Origin of the sequence: Peribacillus frigoritolerans (assembly GCF_040250305.1) — a bacterium.
Lineage (GTDB): Bacteria > Bacillota > Bacilli > Bacillales > DSM-1321 > Peribacillus.
The window spans coordinates 619,451-643,526 of record NZ_CP158190.1 but is presented as its reverse complement, the minus strand read 5'-3'; the positions used below and the strand labels follow the sequence as shown (position 1 = coordinate 643,526).

The following is a 24,076-nucleotide window of genomic DNA, read 5'->3' as shown; positions in this document are numbered from 1 at the left end:
GAGGCCGAATTAGTTAGTTCGTGTCTATAATCAGAAGCAAAAAAGGGCCTCTCCTCCGAAAAGGATTGGCCCTCCATGTTTTGTTTATCCTTTAAATAACGCTTGTGCCGCCTTCCAAATAATGGCGATAGCGAAAATGAGAACGATTACAATTCCGATTACGTCAAGGAATGTTTCAAGTCCGGAGAAAATCGTGTTTGCCACAGGAAGTTTGATGAAAGCAAAACCGGTTAGCATGGCCATAAAGAATAAGAAGTAGTTATTCTGCATGAAAATCCCCCCTTTCTCTTCTAATGTATGTGCGACCTTTCCAAAAGATTGTACTTTTCTGAGGTAATTTTCGCCTTTTTTTCATATACATTAGCAGGGGGGGAATTAAATGCTGGAATGGGTTATCACTTTAGGCTTTGTTGGTTGTCTTGGTTTAAGTGGTGGAGTGTTTGTTCATTTTGTGAAAAGTGGATTGAATTTAGAGGATGCATCGAGGATCGATCCACTGCCCGAAATAGAAGAGTAAGCTATGCAAAAGACGCCCAACCGTTTGGTGAGCGTCTTTTGCCATACATTTATTTAAATACTGGTTCTTTGAATTGTGCCAATTTTTCCAATGAAGATTGTTGAACGTCTTTATGCAGGCTGTTTCCATGTGAATCCATGGTAACCACGGCAGTAAATCCTTCAACATTCAGATGCCACATTGCTTCTGGAATACCAAATTCAGTGAAGTTCACACCTTCGACGGATTTGATGCAGTCTGCATAATATTGAGCAGCCCCGCCGATTGCATTTAGATAAACGCCGCCGTGTTCACTTAGTGCTTCTAGTGTTTTTGGTCCCATTCCGCCTTTACCGATAACTGCACGGATGCCGAATCGTTTCATGATATCGCCTTGGTATGGCTCTTCACGAATACTTGTTGTCGGTCCGGCAGCCTTCACATGCCATTTGCCTTCTTCATCCTTCAGCATAACCGGTCCACAGTGGTAGATGATTTGTCCATCCAGGTCGATTGGTGCAGGATTTTCAGATAAGTGCTTGTGGATGGCGTCACGGCCTGTATACATTCTGCCGTTAATATGAACGACGTCACCAACTTTTAATTCACGGATTTGTTCTTCCGTGATTGGTGCTTGCAGGGTGATTTCACGGGAAGCTTCAACGTCCGATTCTGCAGCGGCTGCCACTTCATCCTTCGCTGCTTTTTCCGCTTCCAAAGCAAAGTCGATTTTCTCCCCTTCTTGATATAACCACTCATTGATTTCGCCTGTTTCAGGATTGACTTTAACTCCTAAACGGCGGAACGCCCAGCAGTTGTAAGCAACGGATACGAAAAAGCTTGCCGGAATACGGTGCATGACACCGATTTTACATCCAAGCAGTGTAGTTTCGCCGCCAAAGCCCATCGTGCCGATTCCTAATTCATTAGCTGTCTTCATGATGTAATCTTCAAGTTTACGAAGGTCTTCATTCGGATTCACATCTTCATTACTGCGGAAAAGTTGAGCCTTAGCCAGATCATATCCGGATGAACGGTCCCCTCCGATACCAACGCCGATGAAGCCGGCACTGCAGCCTTGTCCTTGTGCTTGGTAGACAGAGTGAAGGACACATTTACGGATTCCGTCCAAATCACGGCCCGCTTTTCCCAATCCTTCAAGCTCCATAGGCAGACTGTATTGGATGTTTTTATTTTCACAGCCGCCGCCTTTTAAGATGAGCCGAACATCAATATAGTCTTTTTCCCATTGATCGAATTTAATGACAGGAAGACCTTCCCCAAGGTTATCCCCGCTATTTTCACCCGATAAAGAGTCAACTGCGTTTGGACGAAGTTTTCCGCCCTTTGTCGCTAAGATGATCGCATTCCGGATTGCTTTTTTTATTTCAAGTTGGTTCACGCCAACTGGAGTTTTTATTTTGAAAGTCGGCAGACCAGTATCCTGACAAATCGGTGATACATTGTCGTCAGCCATTGTAATATTATTCGTGATGGTGGTCAGGCTTAATGCAGAACGAGTACCTGCATTTTCACGTTGTTTTGCACTTTTGACCGCACGACGAACATCCTTTGGAAGATTCGTTGAAGTTTCAACGATTAGACTGTACATACTTTCTTGGAATTTTTGAATATCCAAATTTCTCTTCCCCCTCTTATTTCCCCTAAATTTAATCATTTCCCTGCTTCTCTATAAATAGCGAATGATACAACACCCGTTTTATTATACATCTAACATAATCTTTCGAAAACAAGTAATTATTTTTCATAATGAAAAGCAATTTGGAGAGAAATGAGCAAAGCGCCAGAAATAGCCCATGAGTTAAATTGCATCACCAATCATTTCCATCAAAAAAGGATGACGCAGTTTTCCCGTCATCCCTTCATGAATATTAACATTGAAAAAATCATACTATCGAAACAGATATTAGTCTTCGCGGGTTTTGAATTGTTCCACTTTGCCTTCCAAATCATCTAACATGCCGATTAAACGGTCTATATCTTCCAACTCCGTATTTTCCGGTTCGATATGATCAAGAACTTCCATGAACATCGTGAGGCGTTCTTTTAAGTATGTTAATTGTTCGTTTTTACCTGTAATGGATTTTCCCATGAGGCACTCTCCTTCCGTTCTTCTTTCATCGTAACGAAATCTGCTTGAAAGTGCAATGGCAAGCTATAAATGCAGCTCTCCGCCATTTGACAATTTTTGTCCCCATTGTTCATAATGGGTTAGTGCATTATTACGTAAGGAGTTTTAAATATGTCAATAATCAAGCAAGATCTTTTAACACCAATTACACCCAAGTATGACCCTTGGGAAGCATATATGGACGTTGAACAATATGGAAAACTCAGCCTTACCAATGTGGAGTTCACCACAACCACCCTTTGCAATATGCGTTGTGAGCATTGTGCCGTCGGTTACACACTCCAGCCCAAGGACCCGGATGCACTGCCACTGGAATTACTGATTCAGCGCCTCGATGAGATCCCTTTGCTTCGCTCGCTCAGCATCACTGGCGGGGAGCCGATGCTTTCAAGAAAACAAGTGAAGAATTATGTTTTGCCTCTATTGAAATATGCCCGTAGCCGCGGGGTCCGGACACAAATCAATTCCAATTTGACCCTTGACCTGGAACGGTATGAGGAAATCATTCCTTATTTGGATGTTCTGCACATTTCCCATAACTGGGGAACAATCGATGAATTCATTGATATCGGCTTTGCCATGATGGACCGAAAACCATCTCGGGAACAGCGAAAGAAATTATTTGATAAAATGATTGAAAATTCCCGTGCCCTGACAAAAGCTGGTGTGCTGGTATCTGCAGAAACGATGCTCAATAAACGGACATTGCCTCATCTTGAGCATATTCACAGGCAGATCGTCGATGAAATGGGATGTCAAAGGCATGAAATTCATCCCATGTATCCAAGCGATTTCGCTTCGGCACTTGAAACTTTATCACTGGACAAAATGCGTGAAGCGATTCATCATTTGCTTGATATCCGTGATGAAAATGTTTGGATGCTTTTCGGTACCCTGCCATTTTATCCTTGCAATAACAATAAAGAGGATATAAAGCTGCTTCAACGCCTTTATGGTTCACATAAAGTGACTGTTCGTAATGACCCTGATGGACGTTCCCGGTTGAACATCAATATTTTCACAGGGGAAGTGATCGTGACCGATTTCGGGGACGCACCTACATTAGGGAATATCAAAGACCAGCCCTTGACCGAATCCTATGAAACATGGATGAATTCGAAACTGGCCAATGAATTGAATTGCCACTGCCCGGCAGTCAAATGTCTAGGCCCGAATGTTCTCGTCAAAAATGCATACTACCCGAAGGAGGACTTCAGGATCAGGAAGTCAACCATATGAAGAAAAAAACTCGCCAATCCGGCGAGTTTTTTAATTTACCTGGGTTGCTGCGAGACTGTAAAGCTGAAGGAAACATGGTCCTGAACCGGTATCCATGCACCGATGCCTTGTGAAGTGATGTTCTTTATCGTAATGGTTCTTTTACTTCCTTTTAAGTTCAAATACACTTCCCCATATGTGACCTTCCCTTTTTCATTGACGGCGGAAGCATAACTGGATAAGTAACCTATCCTATTAGAAGCAATATTGTATACTTCATCTTTTTTCGTACCAGCTCCGATGATCGTTTCAAAAGCCAATGGCAAATTCGTTTTCTCAGTGGCTTTTAACAGCATCATCTTTTGAACATCCTCTGCCTTAGGGATTTTTGCTGTGAGACCGCCACTCACTGCCTTCTGACTTTCCTGGACATAACGGATCTTGTATGGAACCTCACCGCCGCGATTATCGTAGTAATTCGTATTGATTTTTTGGTATTCCCAGTTTGGCGCCGTTTCCGAAGACTCATAATTCAATGCCCAATGGCCAAGGTAAATCGTTGCCCTGTAACCAAAAGCAAGCGGAGCTTTTGCAATTGCCGATTCATTCAACATATGGATGAGTTCTGGATTTTCAATCTTGATATCCGTTGAATCGATCAATTGTTCGGCCAGCTTACTCGGCTGCAGCATCGGAAGATCCTGGGTTGGGTTCGGATACGTATTCTCCTTTGCAATATTCAAAACGGAAGGTGGGATATTCACCATATTCGGATTTGCTTTGCCTTCTGGAATATCAGCTGCAAAACTTACATTCGCCTGAATGAAGGCAATTAGGGCAATCATCGTAATAAGAATAGTTCTTCTCATGCTGTCGCACTCCTTTTGAGGGGTTCAATCATTTTGTTATAGATTTTGTTTTTAGCCAACATTCTATACATTTCATTCTTATTTCGATTTTGTAATGAATTTGTAAAGTTCAGAATATTTACTTTTTAATTCAAATCGGTTATACTTATTTTACATTATAAAAAGGAGGCGAAATCGTTCATACCTATTAAACCTTCAGGAGGTATGCTTATCGAACAATCCATGACACCCTTTTAAAGGATGACAGAAAACGAATTCGCCTATACTTAAATCTGATGTAAAAGGATGGTGTGACACTCTAGAATATTTTCTCAACTTTTACAAAAGCATGATGAAAAATTTTGGATTAACTTATGAATGGTAATTTACTAATATAGAAATGACTCTGCTAAATCTAACTTGAGCAGAGTCATTTTTATTTTTCAATTATATAAAAAGAAAGACCTCCCGCATCGGAAGGCCTGCATCCTTATAATAAGTAAAATCCAATTCCCATAATGAAGTAAGCGGCCAATAAGGTAAGGCCTTCAAACCAGTTCGTTTCCCCGTCATTCGAAATCATGATCATCAGAAAGACTGCTGTAACCATTGATATCAGTTCTGGCATTGTGAAAACAAGCGGCATATGCGTTGGATACATTAATGAAATAAGCACTAGTACAGGAGCTACGAACATCGCTACTTGAAGCGTGGAACCTACGGCAATCTCCACTGCGACATCCATTTTGTTTTTATAGGCCATTATGACGGCGGACGCATGCTCTGCCGCATTACCCACGATTGCAACGATAATGACACCGATGAATAACTCCGACCATCCGAAGGTTTCCCCCACTTCGCTGAACGTATGAACAAGTTTCTCCGATACATACGCAACGGCCAATGTAGCGACAGCAAGTATTATAATTGCCTTTTTCTTGCTCCACTCCGGTACTTCCTCTTCATGTTCCTCAGGTTTCTCCGTATGCTGATATACCCCGCGGTGAGTAACCAATTTAAAGAATAATGCAGCAAGATATAATAAGATCAATATAATGGAAATTCCTACACTTAACGACATCGTACGTGATTCACTCATGTCTTGTGTGAATACTTCCGGTATGACGAAGGCTACAATAACTGCAAAAATCAATAGACCGGCATTATGCCTCGCATCGAATACATTAAATTTCTGCCTTTTGTATTTAGTCCCTCCGACAAAGAATGAAAGTCCTGCCACCAACAATAAGTTTCCTAATACGGAACCAGTCAAAGAAGCCAACACGACCCCAACAAGCCCCGCCTTTAATGAAAAGATGGATATGATCAATTCCACTGCATTTCCAAAGGTTGCATTCAAGAGACCGCCTATCCTTGGTCCCATAACGATCGCTAAGCTTTCAGTCGCACGGCCCATGAATCCTGCTAGCGCGACGATGGTTAAGCAATATACGATGAACATGATCACACTCGGCCAATGCAATAATGACCCAATGACTGATATAGGGACGCCTAACAGGACAAGCCCCAAAAATATTTTATTCACGATACTTCTCCTCACAATCCTATAGTTCTTTTTATGTAACAAAAACTATCATACATAATCTTCCGGCGATGACAAAGGAAAATTTTATCATCTTCTCTCTTCTTGTCAATATTTACCCAAATTTCTATTGCTTAATCCTCTTCCTAAGATGTAACATCAAGAAGGTATACATATCTTAGGAGACATGATTTTATGAATAATAAATTGCTTTTTAGCGTTTTAATTGTAATTGTCGGCATATCTGGGTTTTCTCAAGGGATGCTTCTGCCGATCATAGCCATCATTTTTGAAAATGACGGAATTAGCTCATCCCTAAACGGGTTTCATGCAGCCTCGCTTTATATTGGAATTCTGTTGATTTCTCCTTTTATGGAAGCCCCGCTCCGTAAATACGGCTATAAGCCATTGATATTATTTGGCGGGATAACGGTCATTCTATCGCTTGCCTTATTTCCTGTTTGGAAATCATTCTGGTTCTGGTTCGTCCTCCGTTTCTTCATCGGAATCGGCGATCATACACTTCACTTTGCTACCCAGACATGGATCACTGCCATTTCACCAAAAACGAAGCGCGGAAGGAATCTTGCCATTTATGGACTTTTCTTCAGTCTTGGCTTCATGGTTGGCCCGATGATGACGAAGCTTCTCGAGATTAATCAGTCTTTGCCTTTCATCATCACATCCATACTTAGTCTTCTAGCTTGGTCCACTGTTTTCCTTATTAGAAATGAGCTTCCTGAACAGGATGATTCTGAAAGCACATCATTCCTTGGCACACTCAAAAGGTTTACGAAAGTTAGCCGCATAGCTTGGGTCGCTTTTTTACTTCCGTTCACTTTTGGCGTGCTTGAAGCATCATTGAATAGCAATTTTCCTGTATTCGCCCTGCGCTCCGGAATCGATTTAACCGCAGTATCCATCATCATTCCGGCATTTTCCGCAGGGACTCTGCTTACCCAGATTCCCTTGGGGATGATAAGTGACCGTTTTGGCCGGCGAAAGACCTTGCTGACGATACTTTTTTCAGGGTTTGCCATATTCACTCTTGCAGGGATTTATTCTTATTCAGTGCTTGGTCTATTCATTTGCTTTATGTTTGGCGGAATGATGGTTGGTTCGACTTTCTCGCTGGGAATAAGTTATATGGCAGACCTTTTGCCTCGAAACCTATTACCTGCTGGAAATTTATTATGCAGTATTTTCTTTAGCCTCGGCAGCATCGGCGGTCCGTTTTTTGGCGGCCTCGTCATTGAACATATACAAGGTGGGAATTTTTTCTATATGATCAGCATCATGCTTTTCCTTGTCTTCATTTCATTGGCCTTGTTTAAGGAGAAAATGCCTGCTTCAGTTATGTAGTATAGTTTATTATCTGGACTACTTCTTTTATTATTCAATTTGAAAGGTATTTCTCAATAGCGGCTAAATATTTGGATAGGAAGTACTTTATATTTTTTACTAGATTAGAATCATTCTTCTTTATTTCTGAATAGGATATGTGGTATTATAATAATAACAAAAGGGACATTACATTTAAAAACCTTTGAAAACATTGCTGTCATCGCAATTACGGTGGCAGCTTTCATATTTTATCCAGAGAAATGACGTTGATTATCTTTCTCAATTATATATCATACAAATGATAATCTATATCATTTACACAAAATAGAAAAGAATGTGGGAGGGAATCTTATGACTACAGATACTAAACATTTAACCCAACCGGCTTCATGCCAAACCACTTGGTTGGAAAAAGCAAAACCTCATCTAGAACTTATTGCTGCATTATTCAGCGGTTTATTAATAGTGTTGGGCTGGGCCCTTTCAAAGAACGGAATGGAGTCCACTTCAATCGTCATATACTTAGCTTCTTTCTTGATTGGCGGATATGCCAAGGCAAAAGAAGGAATAGAAGATACGATTGCCGACCGGGAATTGAATGTTGAGATGCTGATGATTTTTGCGGCCATCGGTTCTGCGGTTATCGGTTACTGGACGGAAGGTGCCATATTGATTTTCATCTTCGCTTTAAGCGGTGCCCTTGAGACATACACGATGAATAAAAGCCATAAAGAAATTTCGGCACTTATGGACTTACAGCCTGAGGAAGCACTGCGTATCACTAACGGATATGAAGAAACCGTATCCGTTTCACAGCTGCATGTCGGGGATCAGATTTTAGTGAAACCAGGTGAGAGAGTTCCTTCAGATGGAAAAATCACGGACGGCCGTACCAATATCGATGAAGCCGCCATCACTGGTGAATCCATACCGGTCAGCAAATCATTGGATGATGAAGTATTTGCCGGAACGGTTAATCTCCGTGGTACGATTACCGTGGAAATCACCAAACCAGCAAGTGAAACATTATTTCAAAAAATAATCACTCTCGTTCAATCCGCACAAAGTGAAAAGTCCCCTTCCCAGCTGTTCATTGAACGGTTTGAAGGGACTTATGTAAAAGTGGTATTGACCGTTGTCGGCTTGATGATGTTCGTACCCCATTTCATATTGGGGTGGAGCTGGACCGAAACATTCTACAGAGCGATGATCCTGCTCGTTGTCGCTTCACCTTGTGCCCTTGTGGCCTCTATTATGCCAGCTACGCTTTCTGCCATTTCAAATGGTGCTCGTCATGGCATTTTATTTAAAGGCGGCATCCATCTTGAGAATCTAGGTAACCTTCAGGCAATTGCTTTAGATAAAACCGGTACATTGACAAAAGGAAAACCGGAGGTAACGGATGTCATTATCCGCGAAGATTTAAACGAAGATGATTTCTTATTTCATATTGCATCTGTTGAAAATTATTCGAACCACCCTTTGGCAACATCGATCGTACGTTATGCCAAAACAAAATTGCAAAGAGACATCATTAAACCGGATAACATGGAAGATATCTCAGGCAATGGGGTTCAAGCATACATCAATGGCGTGCTTTGGAAAGTCGGAAAGGCTGATTTCGTCGGTCGCAGTGAAGCAGAACGATTCCAAAATGGCATTGCACTGACATTGGCTGAACAAGGTAAGACAATCGTTTATGCAAAGGATGATCAAGGGATTGCCGGTATTCTCACTTTGAAAGATGTCGTGCGTGAAGAAACCATTACAGCCATCGAAGCTTTGAAAAATGAGGGCATCCATACCGTCATGCTGACAGGCGATGGTGAAAAAACGGCTAAAGCGATTGCGTCGGAAAGCCATATTGATGCATATATTGCCGAATGCCTGCCAGAAACCAAAGTGACTGAAGTAAAAAGGCTGAAAGAACATTTTGGCACTGTAGCAATGGTTGGGGATGGCATCAATGATGCACCTGCTCTGGCAACGGCATCTGTGGGAATTGCAATGGGTGAAGGCACGGATGTTGCTTTGGAGACAGCGGATGTTGTTCTGATGAAGAATGACCTGCCGCGCATCGCGGAAGCAGTCAAATTATCCAAGAAGATGAATCGAATCATCAAACAAAACGTCATCTTTTCAATTTCGGTGATCATGATCCTGATCGCATCCAATTTCCTTCAATTCCTTGACCTTCCATACGGCGTCATTGGACATGAAGGAAGCACAATTCTCGTTATACTGAACAGCTTAAGACTTTTGAGAAACTAAACATGAAAAAGGAGCCCTCCAAGGCTCCCTTTTTTTATGATCATTTCATTTAGTGATATCCGTTCTTACCATTTGCAGAACCAGATGTTTTATGGTTCGAACCTTTATTTTTTCCTTTTTGCTTTGTGCTGCCATCCTTTTTACTCATGAAAGAACTCCTCCTCTTCAAAAGTTGTTATTTCTTGAATAGTATCTGCAGCATGATTGTCCGCTATTACGGGAACTCCAGGAAGCTCATGCACATTCTGGTTTTTGCCTTTCACTTACGAGCGCATTTATTTCCCCGCCCAGTATGATGATGAGCCCCGATAAATAAAACCAGACCATTAATACGATGATCCCTCCAAGGCTTCCATATGTTGCAGAATAATTAGCGAAGTTCTCCACATAAAAAGAAAACAAAAAGGAAACAAGACTCCATCCTGCCGTTGCAAAGATAGCACCGGGCAGTACTGTTATGCATTTCAGCTTTATGTTGGGCGCAATCCAATAAAGGATAGTGAACACAATTAAAAATACAAGCGTACTTATCACCCAGCGAAGCTGGTTCCAAACCGTAAGAAACTCATCGGATTGTCCAATTTCGGCAAATAGGAATACTCCGATCTGTTTTCCGAATACCGGCAGCAATAAAACGACAATAAAAACAAAAATCATCGCTAAAGTGAGAAGAATCGACATTCCCCGGGAAATAAAGAATGTTCGACTTTCTTTTACATCGTATGCATGGTTAAATGCTTTAATGATTGCATTCATCCCATTCGATGCCGACCATATCGTTCCGATGACACCAAACGACAATAAAGTCCCATTCGCTTCCATTACTTCAGATAGGTTGGCCTCAATGATTTTCATCGAATCGTCAGGCGCATATGTACGGACGGTATTTAATATATCTTCTTGGGAAAATGGCAGATAGGCCAATAAAGTGAATAAAAAAATAAGTAACGGAAACAGGGAAAGTAAGAAGAAATAAGACAGCTGTGCGGCAAGCCCCGATACATCATCCATCTGTAACCGTTTTATGAAAGTCTTGAAGAATGAGCCTTTCAGCCATTCTTTTTTATTGGCCATACCTCCACCCCATTTTCTAATTTAAGGAAATCCGTTCATGGTGACTTGAAGATGACTCATCTTGCTCTGCAGCAAAAACTTCCTTCGTCTCCATCACCACTTGGGCAACTTGCGATGGAATATCTTTCATTTCCTCCACCTTTTGGGAAATGAAGGATACATCATCGGAAATTTTTTCAACAGTGGAACGGACCTTTGATGATGTTTCACGTACTTGTGTAAGCACCCCATTGGGATTCTTCACGAATTCCTTCATATTACTCATGCAGCTTTTACTGTTTTCCAATACAGAATTACGCGTATCCTTGTCAAAAAGGCTTATCGCAGCCCCTGCTAACGCCCCAATAAAGACCGCTTGCATAAATTTACTTTTCTTGTCACACTTATATTCTTCTCGAATGTTGCTCATATATTCTCCTCCTCGTCATATATTAGTTGATGGATAATGGTAGCTATCTCCATTATACAATGTTTAAAAAAGTTTTTTCCTATCTTTTCCCAAACTACCTCAGTTTAAAACGTGGAGATGACCAAGTATATTGGGGATCAAGCTTCGTAATATTCATTGACTTCCAGCGGTAATCATGCAAAGATGAAAATAATTTAGAAACGTATGAAAGGATGAGGGAAATGGATTTAACGCAAAATACAGCCGAAAGTGTCGAGTTTATGATCGAAGCAATCAAGGATAAATTAAAAGTGATGAACTTCGGTGCAATCAAATCAACCCATTTTGATATCGAAATGTACGAAGAACTGCATGATATTTATACAATGGTGATGAAAAAAACGAATTTCAGTGTCCGTGAAATGGAAGCCATCGCCGAAGAACTTGGAAGACTGCGTAATAAGTAACATTCAAATCCTCCCATACCGGTGAGGATTTTTTTCATTTTTAAAATAATTCTGCTACATTTGATATAGAAATTGAAAACCGACAGGAGTTGTAAGCATGGTAGAAAGAAGAACACCCATCAGTATTGCAGAAGCAGTTGAAAAAGTGATGAAGCATAAATTAATAGGACATGTGGAACTGATTCCCCTCAAGGAAAGCCAAGACCGTTTTTTGGCTCAAGATATTGTAGCTACAAATGATGTTCCGCATTTTAACCGCTCTCCATATGATGGATTTGCCCTCAGGTCCAAGGATACGGCAGAAGGTTCCATAAATAACCCTCTTGAGTTCGAAGTGGTTGAAGAACTGGCTGCGGGGATGGTATCGACTATCCCTGTACAAAAAAATCAAGTGGCGAGAATCATGACTGGAGCTCAGATGCCAGCTGAGTGTGATGCCGTAATCATGCTCGAGCTCACAAAGGAATTCGAAAAGGACGGAAAGAAGTACATATCATTTAAACGCTCACTTAAGGAAGGCGAAAACGTATCTTTTCAAGGAGAGGATGCAAAGAAAGGCGATGTTCTTGTAAAAAAAGGAACAGCGATCAATCCTGGGATCATCGGCTTGCTGGCAACATTCGGATATGCCGAAGTCCCAGTTGCCAAGAAACCTGTCGTCGGATTATTCGCTACAGGTTCGGAACTTCTTGATGTTAACGAACCGTTGCAGCCTGGGAAAATCCGCAACAGCAATTCACATGCCATCTCCGCCCAAATTCAGAGGGCCGGAGGAGAAGTCCGCTTTTATGGAAAGCTTAAGGACGAATTCGAATTAAGCTACGAGGCCATTTTAACTGCCTTGAAGGAAGTGGATTTGCTCATTACAACTGGAGGGGTTTCTGTCGGTGATTTTGACCTTCTCCCGGATATTTATCAAAAAATGGGTGCTGAAGTCTTATTCAACAAAGTGGCCATGCGCCCCGGCAGCGTGACGACCGTAGCGGTATATAATAACAAATTTTTATTCGGCTTATCAGGCAATCCCTCCGCCAGTTATGTCGGCTTTGAACTATTTGCAAGACCAATCATCCGCACCATGCTGTTTTCGGAACATCCGCATTTACGGAAAGAGACGGCCCAATTGGCAGAGGACTTCTTAAAGCCCAATCCATTCTCACGTCTGCTTCGGACCCGATTATTTTATGAATCCGGCCAGTTGAAGGTAATTCCCAGCGGTGTGGATAAATCCAATATTACAACAAGCTTGGCAGGTGCCAATTCACTGACCGTCTTACCTGGGGGGACCCGTGGTTTCCAAACGGGAGATCTCGTGGACATCCTGCTCCTCGATGACCAAGAAGGATGCAAATGGCCTTGGTGAAGCCCTTTATTTTTCAGGTGGTTGGCTATCAAAATAGAGGAAAAACAACCTTTATAACGAATATTATCAAAAAGCTTCGCAAAGCCAAATTAGAGACAGCCGTTTTAAAACATCATGGACATGGCGGAAAACCGGATGTTAACGGTATGAAGGATTCCAATAAACACTTTCAGGCTGGGGCGGCAGCTTCACTTGTTGAAGGTGATGGAACAATCGAGCTGCTCGGGAATTTCAAGGGGGAAGCCCCTATCACTGAGCTGATTCAATTACTGTGTCTATTCCTCCCTGATGTGATTTTAATTGAGGGTTATAAGCAAGAGGACTTTCCTAAGGTCATTTTAATCAAGGAAGAAAGTGACCTCGTGTTATTGGAACGGCTTACTAATGTCAAAGCAGCGGTGGCTTGGCCCGAATGTCTGGAACGAACCAGGAATCATGCTTCAGTACCTGTCTTCCCTTTGGATTCGGATTCATTCATTACATGGTTTTTAGAACAAATATGAAGGAGGGCACAATGTTCATTCAATTTCCCATAGAAAAACGCCGCAAGATGATCGAAAGTATCCAAGAATATGTATATCAGGAACATGGCAAGGAAATCGGTGAAATCGCTGCTGAAAATCACTTGCAGTTCATTTTCGAAAATATTGCTCCATTTATATATAATGAAGGTATCAAAGATGCTAAGAAAGTCATTGAGGACAGATTAGGAAATATCGAAGAAGATTTGTATTCATTGGAACGGCCAATTGATTAACATGAAAAACAGCATCATAATCGATGCTGTTTTTTCATGTTCATTGTTCGGTCAGAATAAGCGGACCGTTTTTCGTAATGGCAATCGTATGCTCATATTGAGCCGAGTATTTCCCATCTGCAGTGGATGCCGTCCATCCATTCGGATCCCGGCTTGCTTTATATGTACCTACGTTTACCATTGGTTCGATGGTGAATACCATGCCCTCCTTAAGACGCGGACCTTTATTCGGCAGTCCATAATGCGGAACCTGCGGCTCTTCATGAATGACACTTCCTATCCCGTGGCCGATGAAATCACGAACGACAGAAAAGCCTTCCGCCTCGACATATGTTTGTATGGCATGACCAATATCTCCAATCCGATTGCCTTCCACACATACTTCAATCGCCTTATATAAAGATTCCTTCGTCACATGAACCAAATGCTCGGTTTCCTTTGAAACCTTACCGACCGTATACGTCCAGGCAGAATCGGCAAGGGCCCCGTTATAATTGACGACCATATCAATCGTTACGATATCTCCATTTTTCAAAGGGGTCTTACGAGGGAAACCATGACAGATTTCTTCATTTATGCTGGCACATGTCGCATACTCATACCCTTTGTAACCCTTTTGTTCCGGCTTCGCACCATGTGTTTTTAAGAATCCTTCAACAAATTCTTCTATTTCCCATGTTGTCACCCCAGGAACAATCAACTTAGCAATCTCCCTATGACAAGCTGCCAAAATTTTACCCGATTCATGCATCGCTTGAATTTCACGTGCAGATTTTAATACGATCAATCGTGACACTTCCTTTTTTATTCGTCTCTCCTTTTATTTTACTGCAAAGATGAAAGTATATGAATCCTTTAAAATGAAAAATCCCGGCAGCTGCCGGGATTTTTCATTATTTCAATAGATTGAGCGATTCCCGGTTAAATGCCGGAAGATCTTCAGGTGTCCTGCTGGTTACTAGCTGGTTGCCGCAAACCACAACCTCCTTGTCCAAATATGTGGCACCTGCATATTCCATATCGACTTTAATGGATGTATATCCTGTTGCGTGGCGCCCTTCAAGTGTTTTGGCTGTAATCAGCAACTGCGGTCCATGACAGATCGCAAATACAGGCTTTTTATCATCCATGAACGATTTGGCGAAAGATACGAAGCGTTCGTCAGCACGCAGCTGATCAGGCGAGAACCCACCGGGGATGAATAATGCATCAAAATTTTCCGGTTTCACTGAGTCGATGCTTTCGTCAATCTCGACTTCTACCTCCCCTTGTTTTCCTTTAACAGTTTTCCCTTTTATCATTTCAATCGTCGTTACCGTATGGCCGGCTTCTTCAAATGCCCTTGCCGGTTCACTATACTCCGAGTCCTCAAACATATTCGTTACTACACAAGCGATATTTTTACCCATAATAATTCATCTCCTCAATTTTTGATTGAATGAACCAACTTTGCACTTTATTCATGTTCCCTCTGTTACCATAAATAAAACACATAATTAATGTTAGTGCTATATTTAGCCTATTCCCAAAGCAAATCAATGTTTAGGATACTGGCCAACAACGTGTATCGCATTGATGATTCTTTTATTGATCCATTTCCTGTTTTCTTCTGTATTCAAATTTCCAAATATCCTTTTCCGCCCTTCTTCCGTGGTTACATAGTAATTAGGCAGGTTATTCAATGATAATGTGATGATGTCATTTTTACATTTACCGCATGAACAAAATGTTTGGTATTCCATACCTGACATTAAAACCTGCACCCAAGTCACAACGATTTCTTCCATTACATTTGTATATTCTCTTTCCATATAATCTCCTTAAAAAAGAAAAACCCGTCCATTCCTGACAGGTTTTCACTCATTTATCGCTGTCCGTGGAACAATTAGGATTTCAACTCTCCGGTTTTTCGCCCTTCCTTTTTTCGTTTCATTGGAAGCAACCGGCTTGAATTCCCCATGTCCTTTAGCGCTGAACATTTCGGGATCCAACTCTTTATTTTCGAGGAGAAGTTTCATAAAATTCACGGATCGCATCACGCTCAGATCCCAGTTGGATTCATACTGGTGATTCTTTATAGGAATATTATCGGTATGTCCGCTTACGATAATGTTTCTGGGTAAATCCATGACCAGCAAATCCGAGATTTCCTTAGCGATTTTTCGGTTTTCACTTCTCACCTCAGCCACACCCGATTCGAACAGCACGTTTTCCCTAATTGAAATCAACATGCCTTCATCCGTAAGGTTCGTTCCCAATTTATCCGTTAAATCATTCTTTTGAATGTAGGCATTTACACGCTCCTGAACTTCCGTAAGTTCTTCTTGCTCGTTTTTCCCTAGCTTCTCAAGATCTTCCGCACCTGTTCTTTGTTCTGGTGACGTTGGCTCATTGCTGGGGGAATCACTTGGAAAATCCATAAAACCCGTTCCGCTTGTAAAAACCTGGTTAAATACATTGGACAACTGCTGGAACCTTACTGCATCAACCGAACTTGATGCGAACAAGACGATAAAAAGCGCGAGAAGCAATGTTAAGATATCGGCATAGGGAACCAGCCATGATTCATCGATATGCTCTTCATGCCTTTGTTTCTTTTTGCGCCTAGCCATCTTCTCTCACATCGCCTTCTAACCACTTTTTACGATCTCCAGCAGGCAAATATGATGTTAATTTCTGTTCAATCGTTCGCGGCGCTTCCCCTTCGATGATCGATAAAATCCCTTCTATCATCATTTCTTTGATTCGAACTTCCTGCTGCGACTTCCGTTTTAGCTTATTGGCAAATGGATGCCATAACACATACCCCGTGTAAATCCCCATCAAGGTTGCGACGAACGCTGCAGATATGGCATGTCCCAAAGCCTCAGTGTCGGCCATATTACCCAATGCAGCAATAAGCCCGATTACCGCACCCAATACACCCAGCGTCGGTGCGTATGTACCGGCTTGACTGAAAATCGCTGCCGCGCTTAGATGACGTTCTTCCATCGCATCTATTTCCTCTGCTAAAATATCACGAATATAATCGGCACTCTGACCTTCGACTGCAAGATTCAAGCCATTTTTCAAAAAAGTATTATCCACTTGATCCGAAATGCTTTCCAATGCCAATAAGCCTTCTTTCCTGGCAATGACCGCCCATTCAGAAAAGGTTTTTATTAAATCTTCAGGCTTTGTCAATTTTTGTTCAAAGAATAAAATCTTGAATATTTTTGGTAGTCTTTTTAATTCCGACAAAGGGAAAGCCGTTACGACAGCAGCTATCGTCCCTACAATGATGATCAAAATAGCCGCCGGGTTAATCAGCGCCGTTACACTAACGCCTTTCAACACCATTCCGACCAAGATGGCCACGATACCCAGAACTACGCCCAAAACTGATGTTATATCCATAATACTCACCCATTCATTTAAAGTCTCGTCTCCTCCTTATATCGGATGAAGTTTAAAAAAAGTGAGGATTATTTTACTATTCGATTTCAATTTTCACTAAATCATCACAAAATCCACCAACTTTATTGCCAGATGAGCTTAACCAACAGTACATTTCAATGGTTTGGGTACAATATTTTTTCGAGAATGGAATCACCAGCCTATTCTGTACGAAATTATCTCAATGCGTCTGGAATATGGGCATTTACTCGTGAGTTTTGCTCTTTTACTCGTGAATTTTGACGGTTTACTCGTGAGTTTCGGACTTTTACTCGTGAATTTTGGCGGTTTACTCGTGAATTTCAGCATTTTACTCGTGAGTTTCAGCGGTTTACTCGTGAGTTTCACACTTTTACTCGTGAATTCCGCTTAACGCCAAAAGGACAAAGCCTGTCAGCTTTGTCCCTGTTTTTGTTTCCCATGGTTTCTTCCGGCCAGCCATTTTATGATGGGTGATAGAAAAAATAAAATGAATAAGATCCTGAATAAATGAAAGCTTGTGACAACGGATAAATCCACATGAACAGACATGGCTGTGACTGCCATTTCGGCGACGCCGCCTGGCGCCATGCTCAAAAATAATTCGTTCGCCTGTAAAGATAGGATTGGGGCAAACTGAATGGAAAGATAATAGCAAAATCCAATCAATAGGACATTACTGACGAATACCGCCCCGAACATCTTTCTGAAAAGTCGGGGGTTATCAACCTTCAGTGTGTAGCCTAAATGTGCTCCGATCAACAATTGCGACAAGTTCAACCAAAAGTCAGGAATCTGCGGGGCACCTGGGCCTGCTAAATTGAATAGTGTTGCTGCCATAAGAGGTCCTAGCAAAAAAGGGAGCGGAAAATTGGCTTTCTTTGTGATGAAGATGAATATCAGCAATGTTACCAACATCATGATGGCTAATTTCCCATCATATTCAAATAAGAAAAACGGCCGCTCCGATACTGCCATTACCGCACCTGATTGAACTGACATTACATGGGTCACAATCCAAGGAACAATGGATATCACCAGGATGACCCGCAGAGTTTGCATGAAACCTACAACCGTTTCATCACTATCCTTCATTTCCTCACTTAAGACCACCATCTGGGAAAGGCCTCCCGGAAAACTGCCAAGCATCGATGTGCCCAAGGATAAGTTCATACGCTTTCCGACAAACCAGCCAGTCAACACTGTAAATGAAATGATTGCAATTGTCGTAAAAAGCATAACAGGCAGATATTCAATCATCTCATTTAGCGATTGTTTCGTGAATGAACTGCCCAGTTGTAAACCTAGAATGACCAATCCAGTACTTCTAAAGGTTTTAGACCAATACAAGTACTTCCTTAACTTCACTTTAGCAATCATCACGACGAATAATGGTCCAAGCATCCATGGCAGGTATATTCCAAGGCTATCAAACGCATAACCGCCCAGGAAAGCTAGAAAAGCTGTAAAGATTACTCTAAAACTCTTACTCTCGATTAAATTTACACTCACAAAATTACCTTCTTTATTTAAGCGGATTTTCATCTTTATCTTAACATAAAATAGTCGGATTCAAAGCTGCACCCACGCTTGTTTTCACCATTCCAATGTCAGGATGCCAATTGGACATTGGCCGTTCTTGGCGCGCCTCCCTCACCAGTGCATTTATATATTTCATCATGTTTTCGCTCTATGAAAGTAACAGCACGGCACTTCCACTATTTACTAGATTTCCCACCCCCACAAATTCGCTATAAAAGGTAGAATGAGTATATAGGGGTCAAACTCTTATGGAGGGGTGACTAGATGTTATCAAATACAGAAATAGGCATTGACTTAGGAACTGCAAATACGCTAGTTTACAGTAAAAATAAAGGAATCGTATTTAATGAGCCATCTGTGGTGGCCATTGATATAGAGACTAATAAAGTATTGGCAGTCGGTGTGGATGCAAAAAACATGATCGGGAAAACACCTGGAAATATTGTGGCAATCCGTCCGCTTAAGGATGGTGTCATTGCGGATTTTGATGTGACCGCGCAAATGCTTCGGGAAATCATGAAAAAAGCAAGTAAGGCCCTAGGATTATCAATTCGCAAACCTAGTGTAGTGGTCTGTACACCATCAGGTTCCACATCAGTTGAGAGAAGGGCCATTCAGGATGCAGTCAAAAGCTGCGGAGCGAAACAGGTCCACCTTATCGAGGAACCAGTAGCAGCAGCAATAGGTGCGGGCTTGCCTGTCGAAGAGCCAGTTGCCAATGTCATCGTTGATATCGGCGGCGGAACGACTGAGGTCGCAATCATCTCTTATGGCGGCGTCGTTTCTTGCAATTCAATCAGAATTGGCGGAGATCAATTGGATGAAGATATCAGCCAATATGTCAGAAAAAAACATAATGTGCTGATTGGGGAAAGAACAGCCGAGGAAATAAAAAAAGAAATCGGCTACGCACTCGTTAAACATTCTGTGATCACCATGGAAGTCAGGGGCCGCGATCTTGTAACGGGTCTTCCAAAGCCTATTACAATATCATCCACTGACGTTCAGGAAGCCATCCAGGAATCGCTTCTTCATATATTGGAAGCAATCAGGGCCACTTTGGAAGATTGCCCTCCTGAATTGAGCGGGGATATCGTCGATCAAGGTGTCATCTTATCCGGCGGGGGTGCACTTCTCAACGGGGTACAAGAATGGCTGACGAATGAAATCGTCGTCCCAGTCCAACTTGCAGATAACCCGCTTGAATCAGTTGCCATCGGAACCGGGCTTTCACTTGAAGTCATTCACAAATTACAAAAAGCCGTATACTAGAAATAAATGGCTGTCTTTGAACTGCACCCCAATTGTTAGACAACATCTAACAATTGGAGGTGCAGTTTTTTTTCCTAAATATACGATAGACCAAAAATCAAACGCAGTTTTAGATTACTTAGAAGGAAAAAAACCAAGAAAGACATCAGGTTTATCCCCTCTGAAAAGATGGGTCGCTATCTAAAATATGGAATGGAAGGACTTGTTTCATCCTATACAAAATTACACTTGATGCGAGCACCTTGGTTACGTGATTCTAAGGTGATACGCCTATCCCCATAGCGCCGTCCTCCAGCAACCTTTTTTTCGTATCCAATACAAAGAAAAAAGACCTCAACATTTAAGTTGAGACTCTTTCATGCTTTGTAAAGGTATATAGGATTCACCCTTATTTTATTATCAAGGAAAACTCCCATTTGTTAATCTTCCAATTCTCGAATTCTTAAGCCTTCAATATCCTTAATCCTAGAAGCTTCGGTATCATTTTCAGGATATATAAAGCATTGTTTTTCATGCGAAGAAGTAGCCAAACCAAAACTTTCCTTGTTTAAAAAAATGACAAATCTTCAGGTAAATTTGGCATTTCCCACTCATAAAGCGATTTTGTAATCAATCTTATAATTTTCTTTGCATTCTCGTCAGCGTGAAAATAATAAACATTTGCTGTTTGATCATCACCAAGAGTGGTACTAGCCCATGTTGACTCGCATCTCAATTCTATTAATGATGCTTTTAACTTATTTATTATTTCTTCTAACCCTCGTATCGAACCCATATCGTTTCTAACAACTAGATGAAACTCATCACACACATCAAAGCATAAATCAAGCTGTTCTTAATATACTCGATTTTTTGGATTTCTTTCAATGCTTAACATCTTATCCCTCCCTTCGTCATCAATTACTTTTGCACCGTTTCTTCATTTTCCTTTGCGGCAATTATGCTTGCAATTGGAGTTCCATGACCATATAAATCAAATCTTTTGTATAATTTTTTTATTAATTACGTCATATTTAGCAACAATTTGTCCATTTAAACCAGGTTACTGATCATTAATAACGCTGTCTAAGATTGCGTCTTTTTTAGGCTTATCATAAATAATGATATTAGACACATAGCCCAGATTTCTAACACTCAACATCATTAAATTTCACCTTAATTTCTTTACTACTAAAATCGTATGCTGATAAATAACATAGTGATTATGTAAAAGATTGTTTTTTTCATGGTTATACCTCAACTCGATAAACTTGATTTATCTGCGTTACAACCACTTCCTTTAATACATCTGTTGTTCATTAACTTACAATCATTATTCACCATGAATTTTAAAATAAAATTAAATATTCAAACATCGTTTCACCATTTATTTCTTTATACTATTATTCTTTTCTGAAACAGAACATTTCAAAATTGAGACGTAAATTGTGGATATTTACGATACTATAGTCCTTGTTAAAAACGGAAAGGGTGTAATTATTAAAACCAAATTATTTTCAGTTTCAGTGATATGTATATTATCAATTATAATAGCAATGCCCTCTTTTGCTTTTGCAGCAACTAATGCTTATAGCTTTACAATGAATCTTCGTATAGTTGATGGAAGTAAAAACGGTCAATATTTTAAATTAAATAAAGGAACTGCAATTTTACGATAGGAGTCCCTAAAATGGTTTATCATTTCAGCGGTTGGATTCTTTACAGTTTTATAATTTTATATATCATTTTGGCACTAATACTAAAATTAAGTTTTAAAAAAAGTTATACCTATCTTTTATTCTATACAATTATGTATGTTTATTTATGTAATGTTATAAACCTCACTCAATTTCCCATTTATGTAGATGATGATCAAAGAGAAGCATTTGGGGGGCAAAATGTTTGGAGAGAAATGAATTTAATCCCATTTAAATATGAATTTACCAAATTGAGCTTTTTTAATATTTTAATGACTGTCCCACTAGGCTTTGGATTACCCTTCTTATTTAGAGCCTCATTTAAGAAAATTTTAATAGCTGGTGTATTAACTGGAATAATTCTCGAATCAGGTCAACTACTAACAGCTTTATATGCAGGATATACTTTTAGATTTGTTGATATTGATGATGTAATCTTTAATATATCAGGGACATTATTAGGATACTTCATTTTATTTAAGTTATTTAAATTAACGTTTCATATCCTTGTGAGAAAGTGGCATATAAAGTTTAATTCCATTGTTAAACATATCAATAATACATAATAACGATTTATCCTGTGAAAAACGCCATTTCAAATCGTTATCCGACTACACAGACACGGGTATGATGAAGCATCATCAGCGGGTCTCTATTTGGCATGAGAATTCAAGGAGCAACAGCCATTTTCGCAGTCAACCTCAAACGAATTTCCACGAAAATCAAAGCAGAAAAGTAACTAAATATGAAAGAAATAGATCACTTCCTGTTCATTATCGTACAGGAAGTGATCTATTTTTGTTGAAAAAACAATAACTCATTCAAAACCGTTAGTTTTTCAGCAGCCTCGCTGAAAGCCGATGCGGCTCCCGTACCGCCTCTGGAAAGCTTAGTGCCTCTCGTTACAACCACGCCCACATTGTACAAGCCAAAAAAAATGTAGACAAACCCCTTTTTGCTTTTAAAAGAAACTGATATATTTTCACTTGATTGTGTAGAGAATAAGAAAAAGCTTTTTTTGGTTCAACAGTACTTTGCTTTTTGGAGAAGCCTTAATAGGACTTAATGCATGCAATGTTACATAACTTGTGATATAATGTAATTATGTTACATTGGCAAGAGGAGAAGATCTATGGAATATGTAGAAGCCTTTAAGGATATCAATCAAATCAGCAAAATAAAAACATACTTACGCTCTCACTCCAGTCGGGATTATTTATTGTTTGTACTCGGCATCAATACAGGTATGAAGATAAATGAAATGCTCGAAATCACCGTCGCCAGCGTTCTGGATGAAACGGGCAAAATCAAGGAGTTCTATGAGCAGCGGACGGAAAATGACGAATTCAACCAAATTTATTTGAACCTGAAAGTCCGTACCGCCTTACAAGAATACCTTAAAGGCTCGAAGGTTATCGAAGGTCAATTTTTATTTCTTTCCCCTAAGACAAAAAAGCCGATCACACGTCAACAGGCGCACCGAATCATCCATGATGCTGTGGAAGGTGCAGGGCTGACAGGCAAATTCGGAGCAAGTTCGATGCGTAAAACTTTTGGCTACCATGCCTATAAACAAGGAGTATCACTGGCATTGATACAGAAGCATTACCATCATTCCAGTCCATCGGAGACATTAAAATACATCGGCATATCAAAGGAGAAGAAATTCAAGACGAATATTGACGTTAACTTATAAACATTCTGCTATCTTCTATTAACTCTAACCAACATTTTAAGGAGGAATTCCAGTGAGAATTAGAGAAAGTGAACTTCCTGGTATTGGCCAAAAATTCGAAATCATAACGAGAAATGATGAAAAGTTAGTAATCGTCATTCATGATGACGGCCGTCGGGAATTATACCATTTTGATAATGAACATGAGGACGTCATATCGAGCATCACCCTTAACGATCAGGAATCACGGCAAATGGCTTCCATCATTGGCGGCATGGTTTATAAACCGCAAGCACTTGAAACGATTGAAATGTCATTGGGTGACTTGGTGATTGAATGGTTCAAAGTCGAACCAGGTTCAAAGGCCATCAATCAAACGATCGGTTCGATTGATATCAGGAGCAATTATAACGTGACCGTCATCGCCCATTCTAAAAAAGGAAAAAAACAACTGAATAATCCTGGTCCTGACTCCATCATCGAAACAGGCGACACCCTTGTGATATCCGGTGAAAGAAAAGATATCCGAAACCTCACAAGAGAATTATTGACCGACGAAAGGAGTGACTAAGCTCA

General features: G+C 40.6%; 27 protein-coding genes. 13 read left to right on the top strand and 14 right to left on the bottom strand.

Features of this window, described 5'->3' with window-relative positions; translation table 11 throughout:
* Positions 1-84: 84 nt before the first annotated feature.
* Positions 85-270, bottom strand: coding sequence for a hypothetical protein (locus tag ABOA58_RS03110; RefSeq protein WP_101224872.1), 186 nt, complete (start codon positions 268-270; stop codon positions 85-87).
* Between the two features lie 109 nt (positions 271-379).
* On the opposite strand from ABOA58_RS03110, the gene ABOA58_RS03105 reads away from it, so the two are divergent.
* Complete coding sequence (locus ABOA58_RS03105) at positions 380-517, top strand: hypothetical protein (protein WP_170971547.1); 138 nt, start codon at positions 380-382, stop codon at positions 515-517.
* A gap of 49 nt (positions 518-566) precedes the next feature.
* Here the strand turns inward: ABOA58_RS03105 and ABOA58_RS03100 are convergent, their stop codons facing one another.
* Both ABOA58_RS03100 and ABOA58_RS03095 read right to left on the bottom strand, forming a co-directional pair.
* Positions 567-2,135, bottom strand: a complete 1,569-nt coding sequence (locus ABOA58_RS03100) for a fumarate hydratase (RefSeq protein WP_133351834.1) — start codon at positions 2,133-2,135, stop codon at positions 567-569.
* Between the two features lie 288 nt (positions 2,136-2,423).
* A complete protein-coding gene (locus tag ABOA58_RS03095) occupies positions 2,424-2,609 on the bottom strand; it encodes an SE1561 family protein (protein ID WP_101224874.1) in 186 nt (61 codons plus the stop codon).
* Positions 2,610-2,765: 156 nt separating this feature from the next.
* Between ABOA58_RS03095 and yfkAB the strand changes: the two genes are divergently transcribed.
* Complete coding sequence (gene yfkAB / locus ABOA58_RS03090; RefSeq protein WP_434547783.1) at positions 2,766-3,887, top strand: radical SAM/CxCxxxxC motif protein YfkAB; 1,122 nt, start codon at positions 2,766-2,768, stop codon at positions 3,885-3,887.
* Between the two features lie 35 nt (positions 3,888-3,922).
* Here yfkAB and ABOA58_RS03085 read toward each other — a convergent pair whose 3' ends face one another.
* Entirely contained in the window at positions 3,923-4,735 is an 813-nt protein-coding gene (locus ABOA58_RS03085) for a YfkD famly protein (protein WP_350301158.1), read from the bottom strand.
* Between the two features lie 469 nt (positions 4,736-5,204).
* Positions 5,205-6,263, bottom strand: a complete 1,059-nt coding sequence (cax, locus tag ABOA58_RS03080) for a calcium/proton exchanger (protein ID WP_350302774.1) — start codon at positions 6,261-6,263, stop codon at positions 5,205-5,207.
* A gap of 189 nt (positions 6,264-6,452) precedes the next feature.
* On the opposite strand from cax, the gene ABOA58_RS03075 reads away from it, so the two are divergent.
* Complete coding sequence (locus ABOA58_RS03075) at positions 6,453-7,619, top strand: MFS transporter (protein ID WP_350301157.1); 1,167 nt, start codon at positions 6,453-6,455, stop codon at positions 7,617-7,619.
* 333 nt (positions 7,620-7,952) lie between these two features.
* A complete protein-coding gene (locus ABOA58_RS03070) occupies positions 7,953-9,872 on the top strand; it encodes a heavy metal translocating P-type ATPase (RefSeq protein WP_350301156.1) in 1,920 nt (639 codons plus the stop codon).
* A gap of 234 nt (positions 9,873-10,106) precedes the next feature.
* On the opposite strand, the gene ABOA58_RS03065 is transcribed toward ABOA58_RS03070, so the two are convergent.
* Together ABOA58_RS03065 and ABOA58_RS03060 are read right to left on the bottom strand one after the other, a co-directional pair.
* Positions 10,107-10,946 (bottom strand): YihY/virulence factor BrkB family protein, encoded by an 840-nt coding sequence (locus ABOA58_RS03065; RefSeq protein WP_350301155.1) that lies wholly within the window; start codon positions 10,944-10,946, stop codon positions 10,107-10,109.
* A gap of 16 nt (positions 10,947-10,962) precedes the next feature.
* A complete protein-coding gene (locus ABOA58_RS03060) occupies positions 10,963-11,355 on the bottom strand; it encodes a YtxH domain-containing protein (RefSeq protein ID WP_350301154.1) in 393 nt (130 codons plus the stop codon).
* 221 nt (positions 11,356-11,576) lie between these two features.
* Here ABOA58_RS03060 and ABOA58_RS03055 point away from each other — a divergent pair, with 221 nt between their 5' ends.
* From ABOA58_RS03055 to ABOA58_RS03040, 4 genes are all read left to right on the top strand, one after another.
* Positions 11,577-11,801: a DUF1128 domain-containing protein gene (locus tag ABOA58_RS03055; protein WP_034305672.1), complete on the top strand. Its 225-nt coding sequence runs from the start codon at positions 11,577-11,579 to the stop codon at positions 11,799-11,801.
* 97 nt (positions 11,802-11,898) lie between these two features.
* Positions 11,899-13,164: a molybdopterin molybdotransferase MoeA gene (locus ABOA58_RS03050; RefSeq protein ID WP_350301153.1), complete on the top strand. Its 1,266-nt coding sequence runs from the start codon at positions 11,899-11,901 to the stop codon at positions 13,162-13,164.
* On the top strand, positions 13,152-13,667 hold the full coding sequence (gene mobB, locus ABOA58_RS03045; protein WP_350301152.1) for a molybdopterin-guanine dinucleotide biosynthesis protein B: 516 nt from the start codon (positions 13,152-13,154) through the stop codon (positions 13,665-13,667). The genes ABOA58_RS03050 and mobB overlap by 13 nt, the downstream gene beginning before the upstream one ends.
* An 11-nt stretch (positions 13,668-13,678) precedes the next feature.
* Complete coding sequence (locus ABOA58_RS03040) at positions 13,679-13,921, top strand: DUF2164 domain-containing protein (protein ID WP_063234700.1); 243 nt, start codon at positions 13,679-13,681, stop codon at positions 13,919-13,921.
* Between the two features lie 40 nt (positions 13,922-13,961).
* Here ABOA58_RS03040 and map read toward each other — a convergent pair whose 3' ends face one another.
* The 7 genes from map to ABOA58_RS03005 all read right to left on the bottom strand — a co-directional run bounded on the left by map (position 13,962) and on the right by ABOA58_RS03005 (position 19,016).
* Complete coding sequence (gene map, locus ABOA58_RS03035) at positions 13,962-14,708, bottom strand: type I methionyl aminopeptidase (protein WP_350301151.1); 747 nt, start codon at positions 14,706-14,708, stop codon at positions 13,962-13,964.
* A 106-nt stretch (positions 14,709-14,814) separates the two neighbouring features.
* Positions 14,815-15,330: a type 1 glutamine amidotransferase domain-containing protein gene (locus ABOA58_RS03030; protein ID WP_350301150.1), complete on the bottom strand. Its 516-nt coding sequence runs from the start codon at positions 15,328-15,330 to the stop codon at positions 14,815-14,817.
* Positions 15,331-15,456: 126 nt separating this feature from the next.
* Positions 15,457-15,732 (bottom strand): late competence development ComFB family protein, encoded by a 276-nt coding sequence (locus ABOA58_RS03025; protein WP_230177842.1) that lies wholly within the window; start codon positions 15,730-15,732, stop codon positions 15,457-15,459.
* A 45-nt stretch (positions 15,733-15,777) separates the two neighbouring features.
* Positions 15,778-16,533, bottom strand: a complete 756-nt coding sequence (gene motB / locus ABOA58_RS03020; protein ID WP_350301149.1) for a flagellar motor protein MotB — start codon at positions 16,531-16,533, stop codon at positions 15,778-15,780.
* Positions 16,526-17,317, bottom strand: coding sequence for a flagellar motor stator protein MotA (gene motA / locus ABOA58_RS03015; RefSeq protein WP_101224885.1), 792 nt, complete (start codon positions 17,315-17,317; stop codon positions 16,526-16,528). Before motA ends, motB begins: the two co-directional genes overlap by 8 nt.
* A gap of 432 nt (positions 17,318-17,749) precedes the next feature.
* Positions 17,750-18,847, bottom strand: coding sequence for an AbrB family transcriptional regulator (locus tag ABOA58_RS03010; RefSeq protein ID WP_350301148.1), 1,098 nt, complete (start codon positions 18,845-18,847; stop codon positions 17,750-17,752).
* 40 nt (positions 18,848-18,887) lie between these two features.
* Positions 18,888-19,016, bottom strand: a complete 129-nt coding sequence (locus tag ABOA58_RS03005) for a hypothetical protein (RefSeq protein WP_350301147.1) — start codon at positions 19,014-19,016, stop codon at positions 18,888-18,890.
* 125 nt (positions 19,017-19,141) lie between these two features.
* Here ABOA58_RS03005 and mreBH point away from each other — a divergent pair, with 125 nt between their 5' ends.
* The 5 genes from mreBH (at position 19,142) to ABOA58_RS02980 (ending at position 24,071) form a co-directional block, all read left to right on the top strand.
* The gene (mreBH, locus tag ABOA58_RS03000) at positions 19,142-20,149 is read left to right on the top strand and encodes a rod-share determining protein MreBH (protein ID WP_350301146.1); all 1,008 of its coding nucleotides are present in this window, start codon (positions 19,142-19,144) and stop codon (positions 20,147-20,149) included.
* A gap of 1,427 nt (positions 20,150-21,576) precedes the next feature.
* Positions 21,577-21,807 carry a hypothetical protein gene (locus ABOA58_RS02995; RefSeq protein WP_350301145.1) on the top strand — a complete coding sequence of 77 codons (231 nt, stop codon included), beginning with the start codon at positions 21,577-21,579 and terminating at the stop codon, positions 21,805-21,807.
* Positions 21,808-21,818: 11 nt separating this feature from the next.
* Complete coding sequence (locus ABOA58_RS02990) at positions 21,819-22,391, top strand: VanZ family protein (protein WP_350301144.1); 573 nt, start codon at positions 21,819-21,821, stop codon at positions 22,389-22,391.
* A gap of 566 nt (positions 22,392-22,957) precedes the next feature.
* The gene (locus ABOA58_RS02985) at positions 22,958-23,521 is read left to right on the top strand and encodes a tyrosine-type recombinase/integrase (protein WP_350301143.1); all 564 of its coding nucleotides are present in this window, start codon (positions 22,958-22,960) and stop codon (positions 23,519-23,521) included.
* Positions 23,522-23,573: 52 nt separating this feature from the next.
* Complete coding sequence (locus tag ABOA58_RS02980; RefSeq protein ID WP_137017835.1) at positions 23,574-24,071, top strand: cation:proton antiporter regulatory subunit; 498 nt, start codon at positions 23,574-23,576, stop codon at positions 24,069-24,071.
* Positions 24,072-24,076: the final 5 nt, after the last annotated feature.

What these genes read in the sequence shown, in the direction of transcription:
- ABOA58_RS03110 (WP_101224872.1), bottom strand. Translation starts at nt 270, where the DNA reads ATGCAGAATAACTACTTCTTATTCTTTATGGCCATGCTAACCGGTTTT.
- ABOA58_RS03105 (WP_170971547.1), top strand. Translation starts at nt 380, where the DNA reads ATGCTGGAATGGGTTATCACTTTAGGCTTTGTTGGTTGTCTTGGTTTA.
- ABOA58_RS03095 (WP_101224874.1), bottom strand. Translation starts at nt 2,609, where the DNA reads ATGGGAAAATCCATTACAGGTAAAAACGAACAATTAACATACTTAAAA.
- ABOA58_RS03085 (WP_350301158.1), bottom strand. Translation starts at nt 4,735, where the DNA reads ATGAGAAGAACTATTCTTATTACGATGATTGCCCTAATTGCCTTCATT.
- ABOA58_RS03075 (WP_350301157.1), top strand. Translation starts at nt 6,453, where the DNA reads ATGAATAATAAATTGCTTTTTAGCGTTTTAATTGTAATTGTCGGCATA.
- ABOA58_RS03070 (WP_350301156.1), top strand. Translation starts at nt 7,953, where the DNA reads ATGACTACAGATACTAAACATTTAACCCAACCGGCTTCATGCCAAACC.
- ABOA58_RS03065 (WP_350301155.1), bottom strand. Translation starts at nt 10,946, where the DNA reads ATGGCCAATAAAAAAGAATGGCTGAAAGGCTCATTCTTCAAGACTTTC.
- ABOA58_RS03060 (WP_350301154.1), bottom strand. Translation starts at nt 11,355, where the DNA reads ATGAGCAACATTCGAGAAGAATATAAGTGTGACAAGAAAAGTAAATTT.
- ABOA58_RS03055 (WP_034305672.1), top strand. Translation starts at nt 11,577, where the DNA reads ATGGATTTAACGCAAAATACAGCCGAAAGTGTCGAGTTTATGATCGAA.
- ABOA58_RS03050 (WP_350301153.1), top strand. Translation starts at nt 11,899, where the DNA reads ATGGTAGAAAGAAGAACACCCATCAGTATTGCAGAAGCAGTTGAAAAA.
- mobB (WP_350301152.1), top strand. Translation starts at nt 13,152, where the DNA reads ATGGCCTTGGTGAAGCCCTTTATTTTTCAGGTGGTTGGCTATCAAAAT.
- ABOA58_RS03040 (WP_063234700.1), top strand. Translation starts at nt 13,679, where the DNA reads ATGTTCATTCAATTTCCCATAGAAAAACGCCGCAAGATGATCGAAAGT.
- ABOA58_RS03030 (WP_350301150.1), bottom strand. Translation starts at nt 15,330, where the DNA reads ATGGGTAAAAATATCGCTTGTGTAGTAACGAATATGTTTGAGGACTCG.
- ABOA58_RS03025 (WP_230177842.1), bottom strand. Translation starts at nt 15,732, where the DNA reads ATGGAAAGAGAATATACAAATGTAATGGAAGAAATCGTTGTGACTTGG.
- motB (WP_350301149.1), bottom strand. Translation starts at nt 16,533, where the DNA reads ATGGCTAGGCGCAAAAAGAAACAAAGGCATGAAGAGCATATCGATGAA.
- motA (WP_101224885.1), bottom strand. Translation starts at nt 17,317, where the DNA reads ATGGATATAACATCAGTTTTGGGCGTAGTTCTGGGTATCGTGGCCATC.
- ABOA58_RS03005 (WP_350301147.1), bottom strand. Translation starts at nt 19,016, where the DNA reads ATGATGAAATATATAAATGCACTGGTGAGGGAGGCGCGCCAAGAACGG.
- mreBH (WP_350301146.1), top strand. Translation starts at nt 19,142, where the DNA reads ATGTTATCAAATACAGAAATAGGCATTGACTTAGGAACTGCAAATACG.
- ABOA58_RS02990 (WP_350301144.1), top strand. Translation starts at nt 21,819, where the DNA reads ATGGTTTATCATTTCAGCGGTTGGATTCTTTACAGTTTTATAATTTTA.
- ABOA58_RS02985 (WP_350301143.1), top strand. Translation starts at nt 22,958, where the DNA reads ATGGAATATGTAGAAGCCTTTAAGGATATCAATCAAATCAGCAAAATA.